At 68.2% G+C, this 25,667-nt stretch carries 23 protein-coding genes and 3 pseudogenes; 18 read left to right on the forward strand and 8 right to left on the reverse strand.

Features of this window, described 5'->3' with window-relative positions; genetic code table 11:
* Positions 1 to 1,403: ATP-binding protein (locus tag ON29_RS20755; RefSeq protein ID WP_040868652.1), on the reverse strand; the 1,403-nt coding region annotated here is incomplete at its 3' end.
* A 276-nt stretch (positions 1,404 to 1,679) separates the two neighbouring features.
* Here ON29_RS20755 and ON29_RS20760 point away from each other — a divergent pair.
* Both ON29_RS20760 and ON29_RS20765 read left to right on the forward strand, forming a co-directional pair.
* Positions 1,680 to 2,036 carry a VOC family protein gene (locus tag ON29_RS20760; RefSeq protein WP_040868676.1) on the forward strand — a complete coding sequence of 119 codons (357 nt, stop codon included), beginning with the start codon at positions 1,680 to 1,682 and terminating at the stop codon, positions 2,034 to 2,036.
* Positions 2,037 to 2,093: 57 nt separating this feature from the next.
* Positions 2,094 to 2,567, forward strand: coding sequence for an iron chaperone (locus ON29_RS20765; RefSeq protein WP_040868654.1), 474 nt, complete (start codon positions 2,094 to 2,096; stop codon positions 2,565 to 2,567).
* A gap of 92 nt (positions 2,568 to 2,659) precedes the next feature.
* Here ON29_RS20765 and ON29_RS20770 read toward each other — a convergent pair whose 3' ends face one another.
* The 5 genes from ON29_RS20770 to ON29_RS20790 all read right to left on the reverse strand — a co-directional run bounded on the left by ON29_RS20770 (position 2,660) and on the right by ON29_RS20790 (position 8,935).
* On the reverse strand, positions 2,660 to 3,931 hold the full coding sequence (locus tag ON29_RS20770; RefSeq protein WP_174371848.1) for a dihydrolipoamide acetyltransferase family protein: 1,272 nt from the start codon (positions 3,929 to 3,931) through the stop codon (positions 2,660 to 2,662).
* An 18-nt stretch (positions 3,932 to 3,949) separates the two neighbouring features.
* The gene (locus ON29_RS20775) at positions 3,950 to 4,933 is read right to left on the reverse strand and encodes an alpha-ketoacid dehydrogenase subunit beta (RefSeq protein WP_217999242.1); all 984 of its coding nucleotides are present in this window, start codon (positions 4,931 to 4,933) and stop codon (positions 3,950 to 3,952) included.
* Between the two features lie 19 nt (positions 4,934 to 4,952).
* A complete protein-coding gene (gene pdhA, locus ON29_RS20780) occupies positions 4,953 to 6,119 on the reverse strand; it encodes a pyruvate dehydrogenase (acetyl-transferring) E1 component subunit alpha (protein WP_083863902.1) in 1,167 nt (388 codons plus the stop codon).
* A gap of 11 nt (positions 6,120 to 6,130) precedes the next feature.
* Positions 6,131 to 7,582: a dihydrolipoyl dehydrogenase gene (gene lpdA, locus ON29_RS20785; RefSeq protein WP_040868658.1), complete on the reverse strand. Its 1,452-nt coding sequence runs from the start codon at positions 7,580 to 7,582 to the stop codon at positions 6,131 to 6,133.
* A 156-nt stretch (positions 7,583 to 7,738) separates the two neighbouring features.
* Positions 7,739 to 8,935: a PucR family transcriptional regulator gene (locus tag ON29_RS20790; protein ID WP_051175427.1), complete on the reverse strand. Its 1,197-nt coding sequence runs from the start codon at positions 8,933 to 8,935 to the stop codon at positions 7,739 to 7,741.
* A gap of 206 nt (positions 8,936 to 9,141) precedes the next feature.
* On the opposite strand from ON29_RS20790, the gene ON29_RS20795 reads away from it, so the two are divergent.
* From ON29_RS20795 to ON29_RS37190, 7 genes and pseudogenes are all read left to right on the forward strand, one after another.
* A complete protein-coding gene (locus ON29_RS20795; RefSeq protein WP_040868681.1) occupies positions 9,142 to 9,540 on the forward strand; it encodes a TOBE domain-containing protein in 399 nt (132 codons plus the stop codon).
* Positions 9,541 to 9,551: 11 nt separating this feature from the next.
* Positions 9,552 to 10,331, forward strand: coding sequence for a molybdate ABC transporter substrate-binding protein (modA, locus tag ON29_RS20800; RefSeq protein ID WP_040868661.1), 780 nt, complete (start codon positions 9,552 to 9,554; stop codon positions 10,329 to 10,331).
* Between the two features lie 50 nt (positions 10,332 to 10,381).
* The gene (gene modB / locus ON29_RS20805; protein ID WP_051175428.1) at positions 10,382 to 11,140 is read left to right on the forward strand and encodes a molybdate ABC transporter permease subunit; all 759 of its coding nucleotides are present in this window, start codon (positions 10,382 to 10,384) and stop codon (positions 11,138 to 11,140) included.
* Entirely contained in the window at positions 11,137 to 12,186 is a 1,050-nt protein-coding gene (locus ON29_RS20810; RefSeq protein ID WP_040868662.1) for an ABC transporter ATP-binding protein, read from the forward strand. Before modB ends, ON29_RS20810 begins: the two co-directional genes overlap by 4 nt.
* A gap of 190 nt (positions 12,187 to 12,376) precedes the next feature.
* The gene (gene rox, locus ON29_RS20815; RefSeq protein WP_040868663.1) at positions 12,377 to 13,810 is read left to right on the forward strand and encodes a rifampin monooxygenase; all 1,434 of its coding nucleotides are present in this window, start codon (positions 12,377 to 12,379) and stop codon (positions 13,808 to 13,810) included.
* A gap of 100 nt (positions 13,811 to 13,910) precedes the next feature.
* Positions 13,911 to 14,729, forward strand: coding sequence for a class II glutamine amidotransferase (locus ON29_RS20820; protein ID WP_040868664.1), 819 nt, complete (start codon positions 13,911 to 13,913; stop codon positions 14,727 to 14,729).
* Positions 14,730 to 14,904: 175 nt separating this feature from the next.
* Positions 14,905 to 15,762: pseudogene (locus ON29_RS37190) on the forward strand (glycosyltransferase family 87 protein); the annotation flags it as partial.
* 269 nt (positions 15,763 to 16,031) lie between these two features.
* Here the strand turns inward: ON29_RS37190 and ON29_RS20825 are convergent.
* Positions 16,032 to 17,138, reverse strand: a complete 1,107-nt coding sequence (locus ON29_RS20825) for a histone deacetylase-like amidohydrolase (protein ID WP_040868665.1) — start codon at positions 17,136 to 17,138, stop codon at positions 16,032 to 16,034.
* A 247-nt stretch (positions 17,139 to 17,385) separates the two neighbouring features.
* Here ON29_RS20825 and ON29_RS20830 point away from each other — a divergent pair, with 247 nt between their 5' ends.
* Positions 17,386 to 18,144, forward strand: a complete 759-nt coding sequence (locus ON29_RS20830) for a dienelactone hydrolase family protein (protein ID WP_040868667.1) — start codon at positions 17,386 to 17,388, stop codon at positions 18,142 to 18,144.
* A gap of 70 nt (positions 18,145 to 18,214) precedes the next feature.
* On the opposite strand, the gene ON29_RS20835 is transcribed toward ON29_RS20830, so the two are convergent.
* A complete protein-coding gene (locus ON29_RS20835) occupies positions 18,215 to 18,550 on the reverse strand; it encodes an ArsR/SmtB family transcription factor (protein WP_040868685.1) in 336 nt (111 codons plus the stop codon).
* Between the two features lie 127 nt (positions 18,551 to 18,677).
* Between ON29_RS20835 and ON29_RS36710 the strand changes: the two are divergent.
* The 8 genes and pseudogenes from ON29_RS36710 to ON29_RS36720 form a co-directional block, all read left to right on the forward strand.
* Positions 18,678 to 19,328 (forward strand): annotated as a pseudogene (locus ON29_RS36710) (energy-coupling factor ABC transporter permease); the annotation flags it as partial.
* A gap of 45 nt (positions 19,329 to 19,373) precedes the next feature.
* On the forward strand, positions 19,374 to 19,760 hold the full coding sequence (locus ON29_RS36715; protein WP_217999243.1) for a PDGLE domain-containing protein: 387 nt from the start codon (positions 19,374 to 19,376) through the stop codon (positions 19,758 to 19,760).
* On the forward strand, positions 19,761 to 20,522 hold the full coding sequence (gene cbiQ / locus ON29_RS20845) for a cobalt ECF transporter T component CbiQ (RefSeq protein WP_040868669.1): 762 nt from the start codon (positions 19,761 to 19,763) through the stop codon (positions 20,520 to 20,522). It abuts the gene before it with no gap.
* Positions 20,519 to 21,238 (forward strand): energy-coupling factor ABC transporter ATP-binding protein, encoded by a 720-nt coding sequence (locus ON29_RS20850; RefSeq protein ID WP_040868670.1) that lies wholly within the window; start codon positions 20,519 to 20,521, stop codon positions 21,236 to 21,238. The genes cbiQ and ON29_RS20850 overlap by 4 nt, the downstream gene beginning before the upstream one ends.
* A gap of 144 nt (positions 21,239 to 21,382) precedes the next feature.
* Complete coding sequence (gene prpD, locus ON29_RS20855) at positions 21,383 to 22,888, forward strand: 2-methylcitrate dehydratase PrpD (RefSeq protein ID WP_040868672.1); 1,506 nt, start codon at positions 21,383 to 21,385, stop codon at positions 22,886 to 22,888.
* Positions 22,885 to 23,799: a methylisocitrate lyase gene (gene prpB, locus ON29_RS20860; protein WP_040868674.1), complete on the forward strand. Its 915-nt coding sequence runs from the start codon at positions 22,885 to 22,887 to the stop codon at positions 23,797 to 23,799. Before prpD ends, prpB begins: the two co-directional genes overlap by 4 nt.
* Complete coding sequence (locus ON29_RS20865; protein ID WP_040868675.1) at positions 23,799 to 24,923, forward strand: bifunctional 2-methylcitrate synthase/citrate synthase; 1,125 nt, start codon at positions 23,799 to 23,801, stop codon at positions 24,921 to 24,923. Before prpB ends, ON29_RS20865 begins: the two co-directional genes overlap by 1 nt.
* Positions 24,924 to 25,415: 492 nt before the next feature.
* Positions 25,416 to 25,667, forward strand: a pseudogene (locus tag ON29_RS36720) (oxygenase MpaB family protein); the annotation flags it as partial.

Below are 25,667 nucleotides of genomic sequence, written 5' to 3' on the forward strand. Positions count from 1 at the left end.
AGTTGCGCCAGGTGCTGAGCGAAGCGGCCGGCATCCGCGCGCTGGGGCGGCCGGTCACCCGCCCACGCCATCGCGGCGCGGAAGTCGTCGGCCACCGCGTCGAATCGTGGCCGCCAGTCCGTTCCCACCACCGCCAGCTCGGCGGCCGCGGCCAGGCACCAGCTCAGGTGACGGGCCCGGATGTCGTCCAGCTCACCTGCTTCGGTGAGCCGCTCCATCCCGTACTGGCGGATGGTTTCCAGCGCACGGTATGCGGTACCGCTCGGGGACGCTGTCACCACCAGCAGGCTCTGCTCGGCGAGCCGGGCCAGGCCGTCGGCGACAACGCTTCTCTCGGAGGCGGCCACCTGTGCCGCGGCCGCGACAGTGAACGACTTCATGAAGACCGACACCCGGCGCAGCAGCACTCGATCGTCCGGCTCGAGCAGGGCGTGACTCCAGTCCAGCGCTGCCCGCACCGAGCGGTGCCGGTCCTCGGTGCGCGGGCCACCCGCCAGCATTCGCAGCTGGTCGGACAGTCCGGCTTCGAGACCGTCGAGCCCGAGTGTGGTCCAGCGGGCGGCGGCCAGTTCGATCGCCAGCGCCACCCCGTCCAGCCGCGCACAGAACGCGGCGACATCGTCGCGCAGCGCATGATTCGGCGGCCAGCCGCCCGCGGCCGCGCGGTCCATGAACAACTCGACCGCGTCCGATGCGCCCTCGCCGGTCAGTGACATCGGCGGGACGGCGTATACCCGTTCGAACGGAACCATCAGCCGGGCCCGGCTGGTCGCGAGCACCGTCACGCCGGGGCACGTGGCGAGCAGCCGTTCGATGAACGGCGCCACCCCGTCCCGCACGTGTTCGCAGTTGTCGAGTACCAGCAACGCACGACGGTCGGCGAGCGCGGCAGGCACGGTCTCGTCCATGGCCCGGCCGGGTTGTTCGCCGAGACCGAGTGCGAGGGCGACCGTGCCGGCGATCACGCTGGTATCCGCGCTGGTGATCGGTACCAGGTCGACGAACCACACTCCGTCGGAGAATTCGCCTGCGAGCTGCGCGGCTACCGTCAGCGCCAGCCGGGTTTTGCCCACTCCGCCGGGGCCGACGGCGGTCACCTGCCGATGTTTCGTGATCATCTCGGTCAGCTCGGCCCGCTCCCGCGCCCGGCCGACGAACGAGGTCAGCGGTGTCGGCAGCACCGGCCCCGGGTGCGATCGGTCGGCGCGAGGCCGATCGGACGCTCGCTGGGCGAGTGCCCGCCGATCCGGTACCTCCAGCTTGCGCAGCAGCGAGGAGACATGACTCTCCACGGTGCGCACGGAGATGAACAGCCGCGCCCCGATCTCGGCGTTGCTGAAATGTTCCCCCACCAGCGCCAGCACCTCGGCCTCCCGAGCCGAGATCTCCACCGTCGCCGCCATGGCACCGATTCTGCCGTACGCGCGCCGCACTCATACTCCGCGGTCGGTTTCCGGTGGTGGGGAGCTGATTCCGGCCTGTCCGCACCCCTCACCACGGACCACTTCCGCGCGGCACCCCAGCACCCACCGTGGGCGATCCGTGCCGCGTTGCGTGGTCGGTTCCGTGGTCGCCACGGATGTGCGCGGGCCGCGCCGGAGGAGATGCTGTGAGCACGTTCGATTCGCCCCGACAGGCGGGCACCGGGAACAACCAGACCGACGAGTTCAGGAGTGATCATGACCAGCTCTTCCACCCAGGGAATCAAGACCGTGCTGCATCCGGTGTCCGACCTGGCGGCGGCCAAGGCGGTGTATGCCGCGCTGCTCGGCGTGGCGCCGCAGACCGACACGTCCTACTACGTCGGTTTCGAGGCCGAAGGCCAGCACATCGGGCTGGTGCCCGGCGGCGGCCCGCAGAGCATGACCGCGCCGGTGGCCTACTGGCATGTGCTCGACATCGAGGCGAAGCTGGCCGAGTTGACCGCCGCGGGCGCCACCGTGACGGAGCACGCGCACGACGTGGGCGGCGGCCGCCTGGTGGCCACCGTTACCGACACCGACGGCAACGTGCTCGGGTTGATCCAGGACCGCTGAGCGCCGAATCCCCCCGCCACCACCCTCATTGACGATCGACACGAAGGAAACCAGCTCATGACCACGCAGCAGTCCGCTACCCGTACCACCGCGAAGACCAAGGCTTCCGTCGGATTCACCGACGAGGAACGAGCCGCGATGAAAGAACACGCCCAAGAGTTGAAGACGGCCGCGCGCCGGGGGTCGCGAGCGGCCAAGGCGGACGGGGAGAACGACGTGCTCGAAAAGATCGCGGGGATGCGGGAATCCGATCGGGTCATCGCCGAACGACTGCACGCCATCGTCAAAGCCTGCGCTCCGCAGCTGTCGCCGAAACTGTGGTACGGCATGCCCGCCTACGCCAAGGACGGCAAGGTCCTGTGCTTCTTCCAGAGCGCCGAGAAGTTCAAATCGCGGTACGCGACCTTCGGTTTCAACGACATCGCCGCACTCGACGACGGCACCGTATGGCCGACCGCCTTCGCACTCACGAAGCTGACCGCCGCCGACGAGGCGCGGATCGGTGACCTGGTGAAGAAGGCGGTGGGCTGAGGGACCGGTCTGCCACCGCGCCACAGTGGCAGGCCGAGCACACGTGTTCTCCTGCGACGGCGTCGTGCCGGGCTCGAATGATGGACGTAGCGTCAGGTCACTATCCGGAGGGGATGTTCGAGCAGACCTTTCAGCTGTTGCAGGAACTGGGCGGCCACGGCTCCGTCGATGGCGCGGTGGTCGGCGGACAGGGTGACGCGCAAGATTTTCCTGGTCACCACCCGATCGTCCGCCGGCCGCAGTTCGTCGGTGGCCGCGCCGACGGCCAGGATAGCGGCCTCGGGTGGGTTGATCACAGCGGTGAAGTGCTCGATTCCGAACATCCCCAGGTTGGAGATAGTGAAGGTGCCGCCGTTCATCTCGTCGGTGCGCAGCTTGCGCTCGCGGGCGCGTTCGGCCTTGTCGCGGCTTTCGGCGGCGATCTCCGAGACGCTCTTGCGATCGGCGTCGCGCAGCACCGGGACGAGCAGGCCCGCGGGAGTGGCGACGGCGATGCCGAGGTGCACTCCGCGGTGCCGCAACAGCTTGTCGCCCGCGAAGGAGACGTTGACCGCGGGATTCGTCCGCAGCGTCACGGCGACGGCCTTGACCAGCAGATCGTTGACACTGACCTTTCCCGTGCCGGTCTGCGCCAGCGTGTCGTTGATCTGCGCGCGGAAGCCGAACAGTTCGGTGACATCGATCGCGGAGGTCAGGTAGATGTGCGGGGCCTGCTGTTTGCTCTGTGTCAGCCGTGTGGCCGAGACCCGTTGAACGGTCGTCAGCGGGATCTCCTCGTAGTCACCCGGAGCCGGAGAAGAGGTTCCGGTCGAGGCAGCGGGGACCACTTCGGTCGGCGGGTCGAGTTCGGCTGCGCGATGGGCGGATTCGACATCCTGCCGGACGACGCGTCCGCCCGGGCCGGTGCCCGCCACGGTGGAGATGTCGACACCGAGTTCGGCGGCGATCTTGCGTGCCAGCGGCGAGGTCTTCTTGCGTTCCGGCGTTGCGTGGGCGCCGTCAGTGGCCGCGACCGCGCGGCTGCCCGGCTCGGCGCCGTTGCCGGGACGCGGTGCGGGCGCTTGCTCGACGGGCGCGGCGGTGGCCGGGGCTGGGGCGTTGCCGCTCACGCCGGTCGCTGCTGTGGCACTGCCGTCGCCGATGAGGCCGATCGGGGTGCCGATCGGCACCCGCGCGCCCTCGGCGGCGAGGATCTGCTCGAGTACGCCGTTGTCGTAGGCCTCGAGCTCCATGAGGGCTTTGTCGGTTTCGATCTCGGCGAGGATTTCACCTCGTTCGACCGGATCGCCCACCTGTTTGAGCCAGGAGACGATGACGCCTTCCTCCATGGTGTCGGAGAGGCGGGGCATGGTGATTTCGGGCATGGGATGCGTCCTCGGGTCTCAGCGTCGTTTGCCGACTGCCGCGAGGGTTTCCACCGCGGCGGTGTACAGCGAATCGGCCGACGGCAGGGCGAGCCGTTCGAGCGGCTTGGCGTAGGGCAGCGGCACCTCGGCCATGGCCACCCGGCGCACCGGGGCGTCCAGATAGTCGAAGGCGCCGTCGGAGATGGAGGCGGCGACCTCGGCGCCGATTCCGTAAGTGAGCCAGTCGTCCTCGCCGATCACGGCGCAACCGGTCTTGCGAACGGACTCGACGAGGGTGTCGCGGTCGAGCGGACGAAGGCTGCGCAGGTCGACGACCTCGGCGCTGAAGCCGTCGGCGGCGAGTCGCTCGGCGACCTCGGTGCAGACCGTGGCCATGCGGGAGTAGCCGATCAGCGTGATATCGGAGCCGGTCCTCGTGACAGCGGCCTTTCCGATCCGGGCGGCCGGAAGGGTCTGCGGCACTTCCCCTTTGGTGTTGTATAGCGACAGGTTCTCCAGGAACAGCACCGGATCGTCGTCTTCGATGGCGGCTTTGAGCAGCGCTCGCGCATCGGCCGGAGTGCTGGGCGCGACCACCTTCAGGCCCGGCACGAAGGCGTAGTACAGCTCGATGTTCTGCGAATGTGTCGCGCCCAGCTGCTGTCCGCCGCCGCCCGGGGTGCGGATGACCATGGGCACGCTGGTCTGTCCTCCGAACATGCCGTAGATCTTGGCGGCGTGGTTGACGATCTGATCGAGCGCCAGCAGCGAGAAGTTGATCGTCATGATCTCCACCACCGGGCGCAGGCCGAGCATGGCGGCGCCGATGGCGGCGCCGACGAAACCCTCTTCGGCGATGGGGGTGTCGCGCACCCGTTTCTCGCCGAATTCGGCCAGCAAACCCGCGGTGATCTTGTAGGAGCCCTCGAAGATGCCGATCTCCTCCCCGATGAGGAAGATATCGTCGTCGCGCCGCATCTCCTCGCGGAGGGTTTCGCGCAGCGCCTCGCGATAGGTCATGACAGCCACGGTGATGTCCTTAACTGGTGAAGAGCGGATCGGCGGGCAGGCGGCGCGAGTCGCCCGCCACGGGCGTCGCGTAGTTGTAGTCGAACAGGCTCGACGGCTGCGGGTGCGGACTGCTCGCGGCGAATTCGACCGCCGCGGCGACCTCGGCGCTCACCTCGGCTTCCAGCGCGGCCACGGACGAATCGTTCAATACACCGGCGGCGAGCAGCGCCTCGCGCCACCGGACGACGGGATCGTTGCTCCGGGCGATCGACACGTCCTCTTCGGTGCGGTATTTCGCCGGGTCGACCACCGAATGGCCCTTGAGGCGGTAGCTGACCGCCTCCAGCAGCGCGGGTTTGCGTTCGCGCCGGGCGATTTCGATCAGCTCACCGGCCATTTCGCGCACGGCAAGCACATCGGTGCCGTCCACGCGCTCTCCGCGCATGCGGTAGGCGGCCGCGCGCTTCCACAGATCCGGTTCGGCGGAGGAGCGTTCGACCGTGGTGCCCATCCCGGTCTGATTGTTGATCACCAGGAACACCACCGGCAGATTCCACAGCGCCGCGATGTTCAACGACTCGTGGAACGCGCCGATATTGGTGGTGCCCTCGCCCATCTGGCACACCACCACGTCGTCTTCGCCGCGATAGTCGATGGCCAGCGCCGCGCCGACGGCCAACGGCACCTGGCCGCCGACGATGGCGTAACCGCCCAGCAGGCGGGTCGCGGTGTCGTACATGTGCATGGAGCCGCCCCAGCCCTTGGAGGTGCCGGTGGAGCGGCCGTAGAGCTCGGCCATGACCCGGCCGGGTTCGATGCCTTTGGCCAGCGCGTAGCCGTGCTCGCGATAGTTGGTGAACAGGTAGTCGGTCGGGCGCATGGCCGCGCCGAGCCCGACCACGGTGGCCTCTTCGCCCAGGTTGAGGTGGCAGTAGCCGCCGATCTGGGCCTGCTGGTAGCTCTGCGCGGTGCGCTCCTCGAACCGGCGCACGAACAGCATGTCGCGATACAGTCCGCGCAGCGTGTCGGGATCCTCCCCGGTGATGCGCGCGTCGACCGGGGCGCTGCCCGCGGCGGCGCGGGTTTGGGTGGAGGCATCCTCGATGCCGCGATCCTCGGCGCTCGACGCGGACCGACGCGTCGCCGACCGAGTCGTCTTGCGACTCGGTGTGCGGGGGGTGGTGCTGGTGGTCACGGCGGGGCTCCTCAACGCTTCCTGGGCGCGACGTGCACGGGCAGTCCGAGGCCGGCCAGGGCCGCCTCCATGCCGATCTCGCCGAGAGTGGGGTGGGCGTGGATGGTGTCGGCGAGTTCGTCGAGGGTCGCCTCCAGGGAGATGGCCAGCGCGCCCTCGGTGATCAGGTCGCTGGCCGACGGGCCGATGATGTGCACGCCGAGCACTTCTCGATGACGCTGCCCGGCAACGATTTTGACGAATCCCTCGGTCTCGCCGAAGGTCTGGGCCCGGCCCAGCGCGGCGAAGGGGAAGCGTGCGGTGACGACGTCGTGCCCGGCGGCGCGGGCCTTCGCCTCGGTGAGCCCGACGCTCGCGATCTCGGGGTGGGTGAAGGTGGCGGCCGGGATGGCGGTGTAGTCGATGTGCGCCGGGTGACCGGCGATCACATCCGCGGCGGTGAGGCCCTGATGCGAGGCGACGTGCGCGAGCAGGGCACGTCCGGTGACGTCTCCGATGGCGTAGACGTGCTCCACGCCGGTGCGCAGCTGCTCGTCGACGGGGATGAAACCGCGAGCGTCGGTGCCGATTCCCGCGACGTCCAGGCCGAGATCGGCGGTGTTGGGCCTGCGTCCGACGCCGACCAGCACCACGTCCGCGTCGAGTTCGCGCACGTGCTCGCCGGTGACGCTCACCCGCAGCGCGTCGGTCCGCGTGATGGCTTCGACCGTGGAGCCGGTGAGCACGGTGATGCCGCGCTTGGTGAACGACCGTCCCAGGGCGGCGCCGAGGTCGGCGTCCTCCAGCGGCACCAGGGTGTCCTGCATTTCGACGATGGTCACCTGAGTGCCGAAGCTCGCGAACAGGCTGGCCCATTCCGCGCCGACCGCGCTGCCGCCGATGACGACGAGGCGTTCGGGCACGTCGGTCAGCCCGAACGCGCCGTCGGAGGTGATGACGCCCGGCAGGTCCGCACCCGGGATCGCCAGTCGCGCGGGCACCGATCCGGTCGCGATGATCACGTCGGTCGCGCTGATCGCGCGGGTGGCGGTGGCCGTCGGCGCGGCGGCGTAGCGGGGGCCGCCGGGGAAGACCGGCGACTGGGCTGTCTCGAACACCTCGACACCGGTCGGGCCGGTGAAGCGGGCGTGACCCTCGATCACCGTCACATCGTTGGCGGCGAGCAGGCCCGCCACGCCGTCGGTGAGTTGCTTGACGATGCCGTCTTTGCGGTGGCGCACCGCGGCGAAGTCGTAGCGCACGTTGTCGGCGTAGATGCCGAAATCCGCTGCGGTGCTCAGGGTGTGGAAGATTTCAGCGGATCGCAGCATCGCTTTGGTCGGAATGCAGCCCCAGTTGAGGCAGACCCCGCCAGGGCGCTCCTTCTCGACCAAGCCGACCCGTAGGCCGCGTTGGGCCGCGCGGATGGCGGCGACATATCCGCCGGGGCCGCCGCCGACCACCAGGAGATCGAAATCCGGCACTCGTGGTGCTCCTCGTCCTCGATGATTCGATCCACCCCCGGTTGTGGGGTGGATCATCGCTATCGAGTGTTGCCGTAGCGAAGTGCACAGACAATTGCCACGAAGCCCAGTAGTGCAGCGTCCTGATTGGGCGCTGCGCCCAATCGGCCGACAGGATCAGGCTCCGTCCGACGCTCGGGCGAGGTCGAGCGCGGCCAGTGCCAGGGACAGTTCCACATAGTCGCGCCGGCCTTCGAGCGGGCGCCCGAGCAAGGTCGAGATGCGGTGCAGCCGATTGATGACAGTGTTGCGGTGGCAATGCAGTCGTGTCGCGGCGTGGGCCGCTGAGCAGTCGTGCGTCAACCAGGCCGCCAGGGTGTCCAGCAAGGTCGCGCGTTCGGCCGCCGGCAGTGCCAGAACCGGACCGAGAGTGTGCGTGACCAGCATGTCAGTCAGGTCGGTCGAGCGTACGAGCAGGGCGTGCTGGAAGCGCTCGTGCAGCGGCACGAGGCCGGTCGCGTCCCGGGGCAAGGTCTGCAGGGTCAGCAGTGCCCAGCCGTGCGCGGTGCCGACCTGCGCCAGCCCGCCGACCGTCGGCGAGGCGCCTGCTCGTCCGCGGATCTGCGGTTCGATCCGGCGCAGGACGGAGGCGACGTCGTGGCGCTCGACCGCTATCAGCCCGACCGTCGAGTCGACGCGGTCGTGCCACACCGAACGGATGCCGACCGCGGCCAACGCGGCCTCGGTACCGGTGTGCACCGCCTCGCCTTCACCGCAGGCGACTACGACGAGAAAGGCGCTACCGGCCGGAAGGTTCAGCTCACGCGCGGCGCGCGCGGCGAAGGTGGTGTCGTGGGCTCGGCCCGCGAGCAGGTCCTCGATCAGGGCGTGCCTGCGGCGTTCGTCGCTGCGCAGTTGCTCGAGTTCGGTATTCCGGTAGGAGGTGACCAGGGACGAGGACAGTGCGTCGATCACGGCCCACAACCCGGTGCCCGCCGCACGGATCTCGCCGGGAGCGAGTTCGTCGGCCTTGTCGAGCAAGACCTCCCACACGATCCGGCCGCCGAGGCGGAAGGTGCGCAGCATGGCTTCCAGCGGCACACCCTGTTCGGCGCGACGGCGGCCGATGGAAGCGGCGACCTCGTCGTCGAACGCGGTGGCCGGAGCGCCCAGCAGGTCGAGGATGCGTGTCACGTAGCGGCGGCAGCCGTCGACCAGGTCGGCGCGGGCAACCGTCGAATAGTCGGTCCACTCGGGATTGTCGGTGAAGATCTCCGAGATCAGCCGGTCGGTCAGCGCCGGAATGTCGGCACGACAGGCGGCCGCCAGCTCCCGGGTGCGGGTCTGCGGAATCGCCTTCTTCGATGTCGACATGTCGCTGGAGGTCCTTTTCATCGGCCGTGCGCCACGACTACGCGCGCTGCGGCGTACCACGACGGTATAGCCGACGAACCGGTGCGGTGGACCGGGTGGTCTCACGCCAGTGCTCGATTCCCAGCGGTGACGGCACTAGCGTTCGTGCCGAGATCGCGGTTCCCCTCGGTTATCAATACCGTGGATGCGGCAATATGCTGTGCTTCGTGTCGAATCTACGGATCAGTGAAGTGGCCGCGTTGCTGGGGGTCAGCGACGACACGGTGCGGCGATGGATCGACCAGGGCCGTCTGACCGCGATTCAGCTCGACAGCGGCCGCATGGGGGTCAGCGGCCGCGAGCTCGCCCAGTTCCTGCGGGCCAATGCCGATGCGCCCGCACCCGGGGCGACGGTCGCGGCCTCGGCCCGCAACCGGATGCGCGGAATCGTGACCCGGGTGGTCAAGGACACCGTGATGGCGCAGGTGGAGATGCAGGCCGGACCGTTCCGGCTGGTATCGCTGCTGAGCCGGGAATCGGTCGACGAACTCGGTCTGGAAGTCGGCAGCATCGCTGTCGCGTCGGTGAAATCCACGCACGTCGTCGTGGAGATACCGGAAAGTTGACGAGGATGAGAATGATTCGCAAATGGGGTGTCGCGGCCGCGACCGTGTCGGCTGTCGTGACCGCGGCGGGCTGTGGTTCCGGCGACACGAGTGGGCACGCCGACGCGCAGCATGTGTCGGGCACGGTGACCGTGTTCGCCGCCGCTTCGCTGACGGAGACGTTCGGCGAGCTCGGCAAGCAGTTCGAGGCCGCGCACCCGGGCCTCGAGGTGGTTTTCAGCTTCGGCGCGAGTTCCGCCCTGGCCGAACAGATCAACCAAGGCGCACCGGCCGACGTGTTCGCCTCGGCCGCGCCCAAGAACATGCAGCAGGTTCGCGACAAAGGTTCGGTCACCGCCACGCCGGTCACTTTCGTGCGCAACCGGCTCGAGATCGCGGTGCCGAAAGGCAATCCCGGGCACATCACCAGGCTGGCCGATTTCGGCAGGACCGAGCCCAAGCTCGCCTTGTGCGCGCAGCAGGTGCCCTGCGGTGCGGCGGCCGAGACGGTGTTCCGGACCGCGGGCATCACACCCCAGCCCGATACCCGCGAGCAGGACGTGAAGGCCGTCTTGACCAAGGTCACCCTCGGCGAGGTCGACGCCGCGCTGGTCTATCGCACCGACGTCGAAGCGGCGGGCGACAAGGTCGAGGGTATCGACTTCCCGGAATCGGCCGGGGCGGTCAACGACTACCCGATCGCGCCGCTGGCGCACGCGCCGAACGCGGCGGCCGCCGCGGCGTTCGTCGAGTTCGTGACCTCGGAGAAGGCCGAGTCGGTCTTCGCCGCGGCAGGGTTCGACACCCCGTGATCGCGCCCTCGCGCCGGCGGGCGGTGCTCGGGCGGCGACCGGTCGCGCTGATGCTGCCCGCCGTCTGCGGGCTGGCGTTCCTGGTCGTCCCACTGATCGGGCTGCTGGCGCGAGCGCCGTGGGCGAGCATGCCGGACCGGCTGCTCAGTGCCGAAGTCGGCCGGGCGCTGCGGCTTTCGCTGGTGTGCGCGACCGCGGCCACGGCGATCTGCTTGGTTCTGGGCATTCCGCTGGCCTGGGTACTCGCGCGCGCGGAACTGCCTGGGCGCGGACTGATCCGCGCCTTGGTCACCGTGCCGCTGGTGTTGCCGCCGGTGGTCGGCGGTGTCGCGCTGCTGCTGGTGCTCGGGCGGCGCGGGCTGATCGGACGGTACCTCTACGAATGGTTCGATGTCTCGCTGCCGTTCACCACCGCCGGGGTGGTCGTGGCCGAAGCGTTCGTGGCCATGCCCTTTCTGGTGATCTCCGTCGAAGGAGCCCTGCGGGCAGCTGATCCGCGCTTCGAGGAGGCGGCCGCCACGCTCGGCGCCACCCGCTGGTACGCCTTCCGCCGGGTCACGTTGCCGTCGGTGCTGCCCGGAGTCATCGCCGGTTCGGTGCTGTGCTGGGCGCGTGCGCTCGGTGAGTTCGGCGCCACCATCACGTTCGCGGGCAACTTCCCGGGCCGTACCACCACCATGCCGCTGGCGGTCTATCTCGCGCTGGAGAGCGATCCGGACGCCGCGATCGTGCTCAGCCTGGTGTTGCTGGCCGTCTCGGTCGCCGTGCTGGTCGCGTTGCGCGAACGGTGGATCCGGGGAGCGGTATGAGCTTGGAGGCCGACCTGCGGATCGACCGAGGACGTTTCGCGCTGGAGCTGCCCCTGGTCGCCGAACCGGGGGAGGTGGTCGCCCTGCTGGGACCGAACGGAGCGGGCAAGACCACTGCCCTGCGCTCCCTGGCGGGACTGATCGCGTTGACCGGCGGGCACATCCGGTTGGACGGAACCACCTGGGACGCGCCACCGTCGATTTTCGTGCCCGCCGAACACAGGCGGGTGGGTGTCGTGTTCCAGGACTACCTGCTGTTCGGGCATCTGTCGGCACTGGAGAACGTCGCCTTCGGGCTGCGCGCCAGGGGGTATCGGCGCGCTGCGGCCCGCGCGCAGGCCACCCGCTGGCTCGACCGGGTGGGCCTGGCGGATTTCGCGGAGCGCAAACCGCGAGCGCTGTCGGGTGGGCAGGCGCAACGGGTCGCGTTGGCCCGCGCGCTGGTCACCGAACCGCGGCTTCTGCTGCTCGACGAGCCACTCGCCGCGCTGGACGCCGGCACCAAGCTGCACGTGCGCTCCGACCTCGCCCACCATCTGCGCGACTACCCTGGCCACACCGTGCTGGTCACCCATGACCCGCTCGACGCGATGGTCCTGGCCGACCGGCTGGTCATCCTCGAGGACGGCGCGATCGTCCAGCAAGGACCGCCCGCGCAAGTGGCGGCGCGGCCCCGATCGGATTACGTGGCCACGCTGATGGGTTTGAACCTCTACCGCGGCACCGCGCGTGGCACGCTCGTCGACCTGGACGGGGGCGGCAGCATCACCATCGCCGAGCCCGCGCAGGGGCGGGTCCATGTGGCTTTCGGCCCCAACGCCGTCGGCCTGCATCCGCGACAACCCGTGGGCAGCCCGCGCAACTGCTGGCCGGTCACCATCACCGGTATCGAGCAACACGCTCACATCACACGGATTCGTCTCGACGGCACCCCGCCCGTACTCGCCGACATCACACCGGCCACCGTCGCCGAGTTGCGGCTCCATCCGGGGCAGCGGCTGTGGGCCGCGGTGAAGGCCACCGAAACGCGCGCGTATCCAGCCTGAAAAACGAAAGCAAGGAGTCATGCACTCCTTGCCACTTTCAACATATATCGCACCCGGGGCCTTGCGGCAAGACCCCGGTCGTGCTGCACAATCTCCAGCCGAAGCCATAACCTGCGGAAATCGCGGATTCGCGGGGGTATGTGCGCTTCGGCTCCGATTGGGTTTCGCGGGATACAGGGATGGAGTTTGCGTGATCGATGTGATCGTCACCGGCGGCGGACCGACGGGATTGATGCTGGCCTGCGAGTTGCGGCTGCACGGCGTGCACACGCTGGTGCTGGAAAAGGAGGCGGAGCTCACCGAGCGGTCGCGGGGGCAGGGGCTGCACGCGCGCAGCGTCGAGATGATGGACCAGCGCGGCCTGCTGGACAGGTTCCTCGCGGTCAGCAAGAAGTTCCAGGTCGGCGGTCTCTTCGGCGGCATCGTGAAGCCGTGGCCGGACCGGATGGACACGGCGCACCCCTACGGTCTCGCCAATCCTCAGACGGTCACCGAACGGCTGCTGAACGAGCGTGCTCTCGAACTCGGCGCCGAGATCCGCCGCGGCTGCGAACTGGTGGGGCTGACCCAGGACGAGGGCGGGGTGGCCGTGGAACTGGCGGACGGGACGCACTTGCGTGCGCGCTACCTCGTCGGATGCGACGGCGCTCGCAGCATCGTGCGCAAACTGCTCGGCGTGGGTTTCCCCGGCGAGCCGACCAAGGTCGAGACGCTGCTGGGCGTGATGGAGTTGACCGAGGACCCGGCGACGGTGGCCGCGATCGTCGCGGAGGTCCACCAGACCCAGAAGCGGTTCGGGGCCGCCGCCGTCGAGCACGAGGAGGGTGTGTACCGCATCGTCGTACCCGCCGCCGGGGTGGCCGAGGATCGTGCGGCCGCACCGACGTTAGAGGAGTTCACACAGCAATTGCGCACCTTCGCGGGCACCGACTTCGGCGCGCGGGCGCCGCGTTGGCTGTCCCGGTTCGGCGATGCCACTCGGCAGGCCGAGCGCTACCGGGTCGGCCGGGTGCTGCTGGCCGGCGATGCGGCGCACATCCACCCGCCGACCGGTGGGCAGGGGCTCAACCTCGGGATCCAGGACGCGTTCAACCTCGGCTGGAAACTGGCCGCCGAGGTCGACGGCTGGGCGCCGGAGGGGCTGCTGGACAGCTACCACGACGAACGGCACCCGGTGGGAGCGCGCGTGCTGGAGAACACCCGCGCGCAGATCACCCTGATGGGGTCCGATCCGGGTGCGACCGCGCTGCGGGAGCTGTTCTCGAAGCTGATGGACTTCGAGGAGGTGAACCGGTACGTCACCGAGATGATCACCGCGGTCGGGGTCCGCTACGACCTCGGCGAGGGGCACGACTTGCTCGGCAGGCGGATGCGGGACGTGGCGTTGAAGCAGGGGCGCCTCTACGAGCGGATGCACGGCGGCCGCGGGCTGCTGCTCGACCAGACCGGCCGGCTCTCGGTGACGGGCTGGGCGGATCGCGTCGACCACGTCGTCGACGTCAGCGAGGAACTGGAGGTGCCCGCGGTGCTGTTGCGTCCGGACGGTCATGTGGCGTGGGTCGGTGAAGATCAGCAGGAGCTGCTCGGCCGGCTGCCGAAGTGGTTCGGCGCCCCCGTGGGCTGAGCCATGCGGTCATGATCCGAGACGGCGACCAGCGGGCTGGGTGCCGATGCTGGTGGCCGAACGTCTCCTGCTTTGCTTCAATCGATGTATGTGCAGGTGGATGGCTTATTCCGGTGAGCCGATCCTGGCCGAGGAACTCTTGTTCCGGCCGGCGCATTCGTTGATCGATCAGAGCTTGCACTCCCGGCTCGGTGCGACGACCACGAACGGTGACGGCTTCGGGATCGGCTGGTACGGCGAAGGTCCGCGTCCGGCCATGTTCAAGAACATCGAACCGGCGTGGAACGACCGCAACCTGCGGGAGATCGCGGCTCAGGTGCGCACGTCGCTGTTCTTCGCGCACGTGCGCGCCTCGACCGGAACCGAGGTGCAGCGCACCAACTGCCATCCGTTCCGTCACGGGCACTGGTTGTGGATGCACAACGGATCGCTGCGCGGTTTCCGGGAGTTCAAGCGCGATCTGATGACGGCGGTGGAACCGGCGTTGTTCGCCGACATCGAGGGTTCCACGGATTCGGAAGTGCTCTTCTTCCTGGCGCTGAGCTTCGGACTCGTCGACGACCCGTTCGGCGCGGTCGCCCGTGCGGTCGGCTTCGTCGAGGACGTCGGTCGCGCATACGAGGTCGAGGCCCCGGTGCAGATGACCGTCGCGACCACCGACGGCGCATCCATGTGGTTCTTCCGGTATTCCACCGAACGGCGATCGCGGTCGCTGTTCTACTCCACCGATGTCGCGAAAGTACGTGCGCTGCACCCGGAGGTGAAAGCTCTCCGCCTGCTCGGCGAGGAGGCGCGATTCGTCGTCTCCGAGCCGCTGCGCGACCTGCCGGGGGAGTGGAACGAGGTTCGGGAGTCGTCGGCCGGCGTCGTGCGCCTCGGTCACGACGAGACCCGCCCGTTCCAGCCGATCGCCCCCTGACACACTCGGCCGCTGACCGCATGGTCGGAATCCGTTGTGCCGGTGCGTCTGTGCCGGTGCATCGTGGCCTGCGTCTTGTGGGGGATAGGTGTGGCGATGGTTAGGCTGCGGCGTTGTGCGTGGGCTGTCGTCGGTATCGACGTTGTGGTTGGTGTGGGTGGTTACGCGGCTGCTGATGGTGGTGTTCACCGGGGTGACGGTGTTGCCGCACAGCGTTTGGGATGCCTCGGCCGCGGACTTGACGCTGTACCGGGAATGGGCCGAAATCATCGTCGGCCGGGGTGTTTTCCCGCTGGACGACGAGCGGTGGCAGTATCCGCCCGGAGCGGGGGTATTGCTGGCGGTGCCTTGGCTGCTCGGCGACGGGTTCGCCTACAACTGGTTGTTCTTCGCGCTGGTCGCCGCGGCGGACGCGAGCGTACTGAGTTTGCTGATCCGGGCCGCAGGTGCCGACGGGCGGGCAGTCGCGCAGACCGGGCCGTGGGTATGGACGGTCGGGGTGGCTTTGCTGGGCCGGGTCTGTTACGGCCGATTCGATTTGATCGTGGCCGCCACGGCGGCCGCGGCACTGCTGTGGTCGACGCGCCGACCGGCGTTGGCCGGCGCGGCCGCTGCCGCGGGCGTCTTGCTGAAAGTGTGGCCGGTGGTGGTTCTGCTGGGGTTGCGCAGGCGAACGCTGTGGCGGATGAGTGCGGTGGCGGCCGGCGCCGGTCTGACCGCGAGCGTCGGATTGACGGCGCTGGGCCCGGGCGCGTGGTCGTTTCTGCAATTCCAGTCCAAGCGCGGGCTGCAAATCGAATCCGCCGCTGCCACACCGCTGTTGATCGCGCGTCTGGTGAACGGCGGGTGGACCATCGTGCATCGTTACGGGGCCGACGAGTTGTCCGGGCCCGCGGTGTCCGCCGCGGCCCGCGGGTGCGTGGCCGCCACGGTTCTCGGGGGCGCGATATTGCTGTTCATCTGGTGGCGCATGCGGCCCCCGGCAGCGGATCTGGCCTTGGCCGCGGTACTGCTCGCCTTGGTGACCAGCCGCGTACTCAGCCCGCAGTACCTGGTGTGGGCGGTGGCGGTGGCCGCGGTCTGCGCGCTCGACTCGCACACCACGCAGCGGCCCGTGGTGATGCTGGTGCTGGCGACGGCGCTGCTGAGCCAGGTGGAATTCCCGTTCGTCTACGACCGGGTGGCTACCGGAAGCTGGCCGGGAGTCATTGTGCTGGCGCTGCGCAACGGCCTGCTGCTCTGCGCGACGGTGTGGTCCGTGGCGCGGCTGCGCTGCCGCTCCGCTAGCCGACGCGGTCGGCGTCAGAGTTCGGCGACCAGGCCTGCCGCCGCTTCGATCGCGGCGGCCTCGTGGTCGAGCAGGACGTCGCCGCCTTGCGTCGTGACGATGGGGGTGTACGGGTCGTCCAGGAACTCTTCACCGAGCAACTCGCGCAGCACCGCGAGCCCGCAGAACGGAACGTAGTGCGGGCTGTAGCCACCTTCTTGCACGAACGCGATCCGGCCCGCGCAGGTTTCGGCGGCGATGTCGAGCATCCGCCGGGTCAGCTGCCGGAAGCCGCCGCTGGTGACCATCTGCCGGGCCAGCGGATCGAGAATGCTCGCGTCGAAACCGGAGGCCACGATGATCAGCTCGGGGGCGAAGGCACGGAGCGCGGGCTCGACGACCCGGTCGATCGCGTGCAGATAGGCGGCGTCCCCGCTGCCGGGTGGAAGCGGCACGTTGAGCGCGTAACCGTATCCGGCGCCCGCGCCGCGCTCTTCGCGGTAGCCGGAATTCGGCGGGAAACACAGATGCTGATGGATCGAGAGGGTCAGTACCGACGGATCCTCGTACCAGATGTCTTGCGTGCCGTTGCCGTGGTGGACGTCCCAATCGACGACGGCGATGCGCCCGACGCCGAGCACGTTTTTCGCATAGGCGGCGGCGATGGAGACGTTGTTGAAGATGCAGAAGCCCATGCCGGTGGCGCGGGTCGCGTGGTGCCCGGGCGGATTGACCAGTGCGTAACCGTTGTCGACCGTCCCCGCGAGCACATGCTCGACGAGTGCGATCGCGCCGCCCGCCGAGAGCGCGGCGATCTGGTATCCGCCCTTTCCGAACGACGAGACGCCGTCGCCGGCGTCCCCGCCTTTCGGAAGAAGATTCTCGGCCTTGATCCGCTCCAGATGCTGCGCGGTATGCACCCGCAATATGTCGGCCTCGTCGGCGGGCGCCGCTGTTATCGAATGCAGCTTGTCCAGCAAGCCCGATACCGAGACCAACTCGTGAAAACGCCGTTTGGTGTCGGGATGGGCGAGGTGATGCCCGATCGGCTGAAGGCCGGCCGTGGCGTCGGAGGGGAACAGGCTTCCGCTGCCGGTGTCGGCCCAACCATAGAGGGTGTTCCACACGTATCCGGTTGTCATGCTGAACTCCTAGCAGTCGGCGGACCACCACACCGTCCACCTACATCCGACGCGCCGCAGTGGACGCTCGCGCTCATTACAGGCACAGCAGCCACCACGCCGCAACCGGAGAGCTTGCCATCTGTGGCGGCGGCGGCAACGGTGCTGAAACCGTGTCGGGCAGTGGTCGAAACGGATCGGAAGGGCAGGGTATGCCTCCGATTATGTGGTGGCGACGAGCCAGGCGACTTTTGGATACAGTCGTGTCGTGGCATTCGAGATCACGGCCGAACAGATCGACATCATTCAACACGACACGATGCCCATGGCGGCGTATATCTCCCGCCCGGCTCGACCGGGCGACTACCCGCTGGTCCTCGTCGGAGCGGAATTGTGGGGCCTGACGAATGAGGTTCGGGCCGTCGTCCGTGATGTGGCCGCGCTGGGGTATGTGGCGATCGCGCCGAACCTGTACCACCGCTCCGGTCCCGACACCTCAACCGGTATCGAGGAGAGCGATGTCAATCGGGCCCATGCGTTCGATCTGCTGGGCCGGTTGACCCGGGACGGGGTGGAGGCGGATCTGCGCGCCGCCGCCGACTATGCCCGAGAGCATGCCGGTGCCGCTGACCGGACCGGTATGCTGGGCTTCAGCCTCGGTGGGCATGTCACCTATTTCGCGGCGACCCGGCTGCCGCTGCGCGCCGCGGCGATCTACTACCCGGGATGGCTGCCCGACCCCGGAACGGCGTTGAGCGTTCCGGACCCGCTGTTGGCGGCGACCTCGCGGATCACCGCGCGCCTGACGCTGTTCTTCGCCGAGCAGGACCATGTCATCGATGCCGACCAGCGGCGCCGGATCGAGGAAGCACTGTCGGCGGCGTCCGTCCGGCACGAAGTAGTCGTGTATCCCGGTGCCCGCCACGCCTTCTTCTTCCCCGGTCGCGAGCCCTATGACAAGCAAGCCGCCGACGATTCCTGGCAGCGTGTGCGCGAACTGTTCGCTGCTGAATTGAGCACCAGCTGATCCCGCGGTCCCTCGCCGGGCAGCGCACCGCGGCATCACCCGCACCGTCCATGCCGAATCGTCGAGTTCCCTACAGTGGACTCGGCTCCGAGGCGTGGGTGGCGCCGATCCAGTGCAGGAGTCGATGAATCGTTTCGTCCGCGAGGCGGTAGCGCACGATGCGGCCACTCTTGGATGCGGTGACCCACCCCTGGTGACGCAACTGGCGCAGGGCGTGTGAGGCGGCGGTCGCCGTCATCTCCACCGTGGCGGCGAGTTCGGTCACGCTCTGGCCGGGGGTGTGGTGCAGGCACACCAGCAGCCGCAGCCGATTGGCGTCGGACAGCAGGTCGAATCGGTGTGCCCAATGCTCGACGCTGGAGACGTCCAAGCCGAGCCCGGCGGGCCGGGCGTGTTCGGAATCCAGCGGGTCACTCGTAGCCACCGCTCTACTCTGCCGTTGTCTGCTCGGCGCGGCCAAATATTGCGGACACCCAGATATCGGTCCAGTTGAACATATATCGCGTGTATCGTTTCTCTGGGTGAGGGAGACCATGTCGGCGATGCATATGAGCGATGGCATCGTCGACGCACCCACCTCCGCGGTATTCGCGGTCATCGCCCTCGCCGGGCTGGGATTCGCGGCGTGGCGCGCGCGTGCCGAACTCGATGAGCGTGCCGCTCCGATGGCCGGTCTGGTGGCCGCGTTCATCTTCGCGGTGCAGATGGTGAACTTCCCGATCCTGCCGGGCGTGAGCGGGCATCTGCTCGGTGGCGCGCTCGCCGCGATCTTGGCCGGGCCCTACGTGGGTGCGCTGTGTGTGGCGATCGTGCTCGTCGTGCAGGCACTGCTGTTCGCCGACGGCGGGTTGACGGCGCTGGGTACGAACATCACGAATATGGCGTTGCTCGGGGCAGCGGCGGGCTATCTCGCCGCGCGCCAGTTGCTGCCTTTCGCGCCGAGACGCGGCGGGATCGGTGTCGTCGCATTCGTCGCCGCGTTGGTCGCAACCATCTGTGCCGCCATGGGTTTCGCTGCCGAGTACGCCATCGGTGGGGCGGCGGGATCCACTGTCGGCGCGGTGACCTGGTACATGCTGGGCACCCACGCATTGATCGGTATCGGGGAAGGCATCATCACCGCGATCACCGTCGTCGCCGTAGTCAACGCCCGCCCCGACCTCGTCTACCTTCTGCGCGCCGCCGATCGGACGAAAACGCGTGCGCGGACGCCGCGCGCCGCACTCTCGATGAACGGATTCCTGTTCGGGTTCGCCGCCGTCGCGGTACTTGTCGCGGGCCTGCTCTCGTACCTGGCGAGTTCACGACCCGACGGTCTCGATGCCACGACACGGCGCGGCTGTACCGTGGCGCAGGTCGACGCCAACGAAGAACTGCGCGGCGAGTGCATCGCGCGGAACGCGGACGATCACGCGTTGGCGGATTCGCCGCTGGCCGGGTACACGATCGACGGCGATGACCGGCTGACCGGCGTGGCGGGCATTCTCGGAGCCGCCGCCGCATTCGCCGCGCTGTTCGCCGTGGTGCGCATCATCAGGGTAGGTCGGTCGAATCGCACTGGGGGCGAACGTGTTTCGAATGGCGCAACCGAGTCACCCGAACCGGAGTCCGGCTAGGTGTCCACCGTCAGCCATCGGCTGCACCTGCCCGGCGGTTCGCCGGTGCATCGGACTCCGGCCGAGGCGAAGATCGTCTGCGCCGTGATCACCGTCTTCGCGGTGGTCGCGACACCAAGGGACATGTTCTGGCCGTTCGCCGTCTATGCGGCCGGATTGCTCGTCGTCTGGCGCGTGGCGCGGATTCCGCCGCGGTGGATCGCGCCGCGGCTGCTGATCGAAATGCCCTTCGTCGTGCTGGCGATTCTGCTGCCGTTCGCGGCCGGAGAACCCAGAACGACTGTCTTCGGCCTGTCGATGTCGACGACGGGCGTCCACGCCGCATGGGGAATCATCGCGAAAGGTTCGATCGGAGTGGGTGTTTCGCTGACCGTCGCGGCCACCACGAGCGTGCGCGAGCTGCCCGGCGGACTCAGCAGGCTCCATGTGCCCGGCATGCTCGTCACGATCGTCGTGCTGATGCTGCGGTATGTGGACGTGATCGCCGACGAGGCGGCCCGCATGCGGTTGGCGCGGATCTCGCGCGGAGACGACCCGCGGACGATGCGTCAGATCGGTGCCACAGCGCGCGGCGTCGGCAGCCTGTTCCTGCGATCCTACGAACGAGGCGAACGGGTTCACCTGGCGATGCTCTCGCGCGGGTTCACCGGTGCGATCACCGATTTCGGCACGCCTCCGGCCACCTGGAGGCAATGGATCTTCTCCTGTGTTCCCGCCTCGGCCGCCCTCGGTGTCTGTGTCGGCGCCTGGGTCGCCCGGTGAACGAGTCGACGGCCCCCGCCGTACGTCTGGCCGGCGTGACCTTCGCCTATCCGGATGGGACCGGGGCGTTGCACGGGGTGGATCTCGACATCGCCCGCGGCGAACGGGTCGCGGTTCTGGGCCCCAACGGCGCGGGCAAATCGACACTGATGTTGCATCTCAACGGTGTGCTCAGCGCGACATCGGGCGAGGTGTACATCGGCGGCACCCGCGTGGACCGCACCACCGTGCGCGCCGTACGCCGGCGCGTCGGCGTCGTCTTCCAGGACCCCGACGACCAACTGTTCATGCCTACCGTCGAACAAGATGTCGCGTTCGGACCCGCCAACTTCGGCATGCGCGGCGAAGACCTCGCCGAGAATGTGCGCTTCGCGCTCGCCGCCGTCGGGATGACCGATCGAGCCGACCGCTCCCCGGCCCGTCTGTCGCTGGGCGAACGCCGCCGCGCCGCGCTGGCCACCGTCCTGGCATGCTGCCCGGAGGTACTCGTCCTCGACGAGCCCGCGGCCAACCTGGACCCGGTCGCCCGGCGAGAACTCGCCGAGATCCTGCTCACCCTGCCGACGACACTCGTCCTGGTCACCCACGATCTGCCCTACGCCCAGCGCATCTGCGAGCGTGCCGTCATCCTCGACGACGGACACGTCGTCGCCGACGGGCCGATAGACGAGATACTCGCCGATACCCGGCTCCTTGCCGAACATCGCCTCAGTTGAACCGGCCGGAGAAACTTTCGCAATCTACGCATATTCGCTGGTTTCGGTACGCAAATATCGGCATCTGCGAGGCATTTCGAGCCGTTATGGGCGTGAGTAGCGTGCGAATCGGAAACCGGAAATCGACGTTCGGAGGCGCACCCCGTGATAAACCACCTCGTCCGCACCCACCGCTCCGCCGAGCACTTCCCGCGCGCGGAGCATCTCGCGTGGCGGATCGCCGAGGTTGCCGCGGATCCGGTGGCGGTCGCGCCGGAGACCGAGGAGATGATCGTCAACCGGATCATCGACAACGCGGCGGTCGCGGCCGCGTCGGTGACTCGCCGTCCGGTGGCCAACGCCCGGGCGCAGGCGCTGACGCATCCGTATCGACCGGGCGCGACGGTGTTCGGTGTGCCGGGCCGGTTCTCGCCGGAATGGGCGGCCTGGGCGAATGGTGTCGCGGTACGCGAGCTGGATTTCCACGACACCTTCCTGGCCGCGGAGTACTCCCACCCCGGTGACAACATCCCGGCGATCCTGGCGGTGGCCCAGCATGCCGGCCGCAGCGGCCGGGACCTGATCCGCGGGCTGGCGACGGGGTACGAGATCCAGGTGGATCTCGCACGTTCGATCTGCCTGCACGAGCACAAGATCGACCACGTGGCCCATCTCGGTCCCTCGGTGGCGGCCGGTATAGGCACGCTGCTGGCGCTGGACACCGAGACCATCTACCAAGCCATCGGCCAGGCGTTGCACACCACCACCGCGACCCGCCAGTCCCGCAAGGGGGAGATCTCGAGTTGGAAGGCCTACGCGCCCGCCTTCGCCGGAAAGATGGCGGTGGAGGCCGTGGACCGCGCCCTGCGTGGCGAGGGCGCCCCGTCGCCGATCTGGGAGGGCGAGGACGGTGTGATCGCCCGGCTTCTCGGCGGACCCGACAAGGAATATTCGGTGCCGCTTCCCGGCCCGGGCGAGCCCAAGCGCGCGATCCTCGACACCTACACGAAGGAGCACTCCGCCGAATACCAGAGCCAGGCGCCGATCGACCTGGCCCGGCGGATGCGCGAGCGGATCGGTGACCTGGACCGGATCGCCTCGATCGTGCTGCACACCAGCCACCACACCCACGTGGTGATCGGCACCGGATCGGGCGACCCGCAGAAGTTCGATCCGACCGCGTCGCGGGAGACCCTGGACCACTCGGTCATGTACATCTTCGCCGTCGCCCTGCAGGACGGCACCTGGCATCACGAGCGCTCCTACGCGCCCGAGCGCGCGCAGCGCCCCGACACCGTCGAGTTGTGGCGCAAGATCTCCACCGCCGAGGACCCGGAGTGGACCCGCCGCTACCACTCGACCGACCCGGGGCAGAAAGCGTTCGGCGCCCGCGCGGAGGTCACGTTGACCAGCGGTGAGGTGATCGTCGACGAACTGGCGGTGGCCGACGCGCATCCGCTCGGCGCGCGCCCCTTCGCCCGCGGCGAGTACATCGCCAAGTTCCGGACGCTGGCGCAGGGCATCATCGATCCCGCTGAACAGGACCGCTTCCTGGAAGTCGCGCAGCGCGCGGCCGAGTTGCCTGCCGAGGAGTTGTCACAGTTGAACTTCTCGGTCTCCAACCGAGTGCTCGCCCAGGCGCCGAAGCTTCCGGAAGGGCTTTTCCGATGACCGGCCTGCTGGCCGCGGCGACCTCGGCCGCCGACAAACGGGCCGCATTCCGTACGGGACTGACCTCCGGCACGTTCCAGCGATTCCCCGGCGCCTTCAACCCTCTGGTGGCCGCCCTGATCCAGGAGATCGGCTTCGAAGGCGTCTACGTCTCCGGGGCGGTCGTCTCCGCCGATCTGGCTCTGCCCGATATCGGGCTCACCACGCTGACCGAGGTCGCCGAACGCGGCAGGCAGATCGCGCGGGTCACCGACCTGCCGGTGCTCATCGACGCCGACACCGGCTTCGGTGAACCGATGAGTGCCGCACGCACCGTATCGATTCTGGAAGACGCCGGAATCGCGGGCTGTCACCTCGAGGACCAGGTGAACCCGAAACGGTGCGGTCACCTCGACGGCAAGGCCGTGGTGACGACCGAGGCGATGGTGCGCAGGCTCAGGGCAGCGGTGTCCGCGCGACGGGACCCGAACTTCGTGATCTGCGCGCGCACCGACGCCGCCGGAATCGAAGGCATCGACGCCGCGATCGACCGGGCGAACGCCTACGTCGACGCCGGCGCCGACCTGATCTTCACCGAAGCGCTGCGGACGGTCGCCGAGTTCGAGAAGTTCCGGTCCGCGGTCTCGATTCCTCTGCTGGCCAACATGACCGAATTCGGCAAGTCGGAGCTGATCCCGGCGGCCACTCTGCAATCCATCGGCTACAACGCGGTGATCTACCCGGTGTCGACGCTGCGTCTGGCGATGTTCGCGGCGGAAGCCGGATTGCGCGAAATCTTCGAGCGCGGCACACAGGCGGGCCTGCTGGATCGGATGCAGCACCGCAGCCGTCTCTACGAACTGCTGCGGTACGAGGCCTACAACGAATTCGACTCCCACATCTTCGATTTCACTCCGGGAAGGAAGCCGTGATGACGGACATCGCGATACCGGCCATCAGCAAAGGTCTGGCAGGGGTAGTCGTCGACACCACCGCCATCTCGAAGGTGGTGCCCGAAACCAACTCCTTGACCTACCGCGGCTACGCCGTGCAGGATCTGGCCGCCCACTGCGGCTTCGAGCAGGTGGCCTACCTGCTCTGGCACGGTGAACTGCCCACCGACGCCGAGCTGGAGAGGTTCTGCCAGCAGGAGCGGGCATGGCGGCGCGCCGACCGGTCGCTCCTGTCGCTGGTGGCCAAGATGCCGGACAACTGCCACCCGATGGATGTGGTCCGCACTGCCATCAGCTACCTCGGCGCCGAAGATCCGGCCGAGGACGACAATTCGGCGAGGGCCAATCGCGCCAAAGCACTGCGCATGTTCGCGGTGCTACCGACCATCGTCGCCGCCGACCATCGCCGTCGCCATGGTCTCGACCCGGTCGCACCGCACTCGCACCTGGGGTATGCCGAAAATTTCCTGAACATGTGCTTCGGGACCATCCCATCGCGCGAACTGGTGAAAGCGTTCGAGGTGTCGTTGATCCTCTACGCCGAGCACAGTTTCAACGCCTCCACCTTCGCGGCTCGGGTGGTCACCTCCACGCTGTCGGATATCTACAGCGCCGTCACCGCCGCCATCGGCGCTTTGAAGGGGCCGCTGCACGGCGGCGCGAACGAGGCGGTCATGCGGGACATGCTCGAGATCGACGATCCCGCGCTGGCCGAGAAGTGGCTGCGCGACAAACTGGCCGAGAAGGAAAAGGTCATGGGCTTCGGCCACCGCGTCTACAAGCATGGTGACTCCCGGGTACCCACCATGAAGAAGGCCTTCCTGGATATCGCCGCCGCGACCGACGGCCGGAAGTGGGTGCGGATGTACGAGATCCTCGAACGCGCGATGAACGAGGCCACCGGCCTCGCGCCGAATCTGGACTTCCCGACCGGCCCCGCCTACTACCTGCTCGGCTTCGACATCGAGGTCTTCACCCCGATCTTCGTGATGAGCCGCATCACCGGCTGGACCGCGCACATCATCGAGCAAGGCGAATCGAACGCACTGATCCGCCCGCTGAGCGCGTACATCGGAGTACCACAGCGCTCGGTCGTCGCCTGAGCCCTGTCGTGGGTACCGACGGTTCGCGCGCGCTGACAAGGTGCCCGCCCCGGTTCGCCGAACACAGTCTCACCGGGCATGCCCGGCCCCTGAGACGACTTGGCGGGCAGCGTAAGTCCGAGCGGCCGAGGCGGTCGGTGACTCGGCTGGTGGTTGACGCCCCTCGCAGCACTATGTGACTCGACATTATCCAATGCAAGACGAAGGTCGAAGGCGGAACATGTACCCCGTTCCGTCGAGTCTTCGGGAGAGCTGTCGGCGTTCGCCTCTCGCCCAGACCTGGGTTGACTCCCCCTCAGGCAAGCAATTAGGCCGTGTCGGCCAGCTCGTCCACCGGAGCGCAGAAGGTTGCGACCGCTCCTGAATACAACCGGGACAACAGCTAGAACGTGTGCTAAGTTAATAGCCATTCTGATCGTAAGGACAGGCGATGACACTCTCGCCGCCGCGTCCTCGCGATCCCGTCCCGGCTCAATGAGGAGTGGTGTTGTGATGGATGGTTTCAGTAGGCGTGAGGCGTTGCGGGCTGGTGGGGTGCTGGGGGCGGTGGGTGCGTTGTCGGCGGTGGTGGTGCCGGGGCGGGCGGTGCCGTGGTCGTGGTCGCCGTCGGGGTCGGTGGCTGGTGGTGGGGAGGGGGTTGATCCGTTGACGGTGTGGGATCCGGAGGCGGATGAGTTGGTGGGGTCGTTGTTGGATCGGGGGGAGGTGGGCAGGGTGAATGGGTTGTTGCGGTTGTGGACGCGT

The organism is Nocardia exalbida NBRC 100660, from assembly GCF_000308575.1.
In the GTDB taxonomy this organism is placed as follows: domain Bacteria; phylum Actinomycetota; class Actinomycetes; order Mycobacteriales; family Mycobacteriaceae; genus Nocardia; species Nocardia exalbida.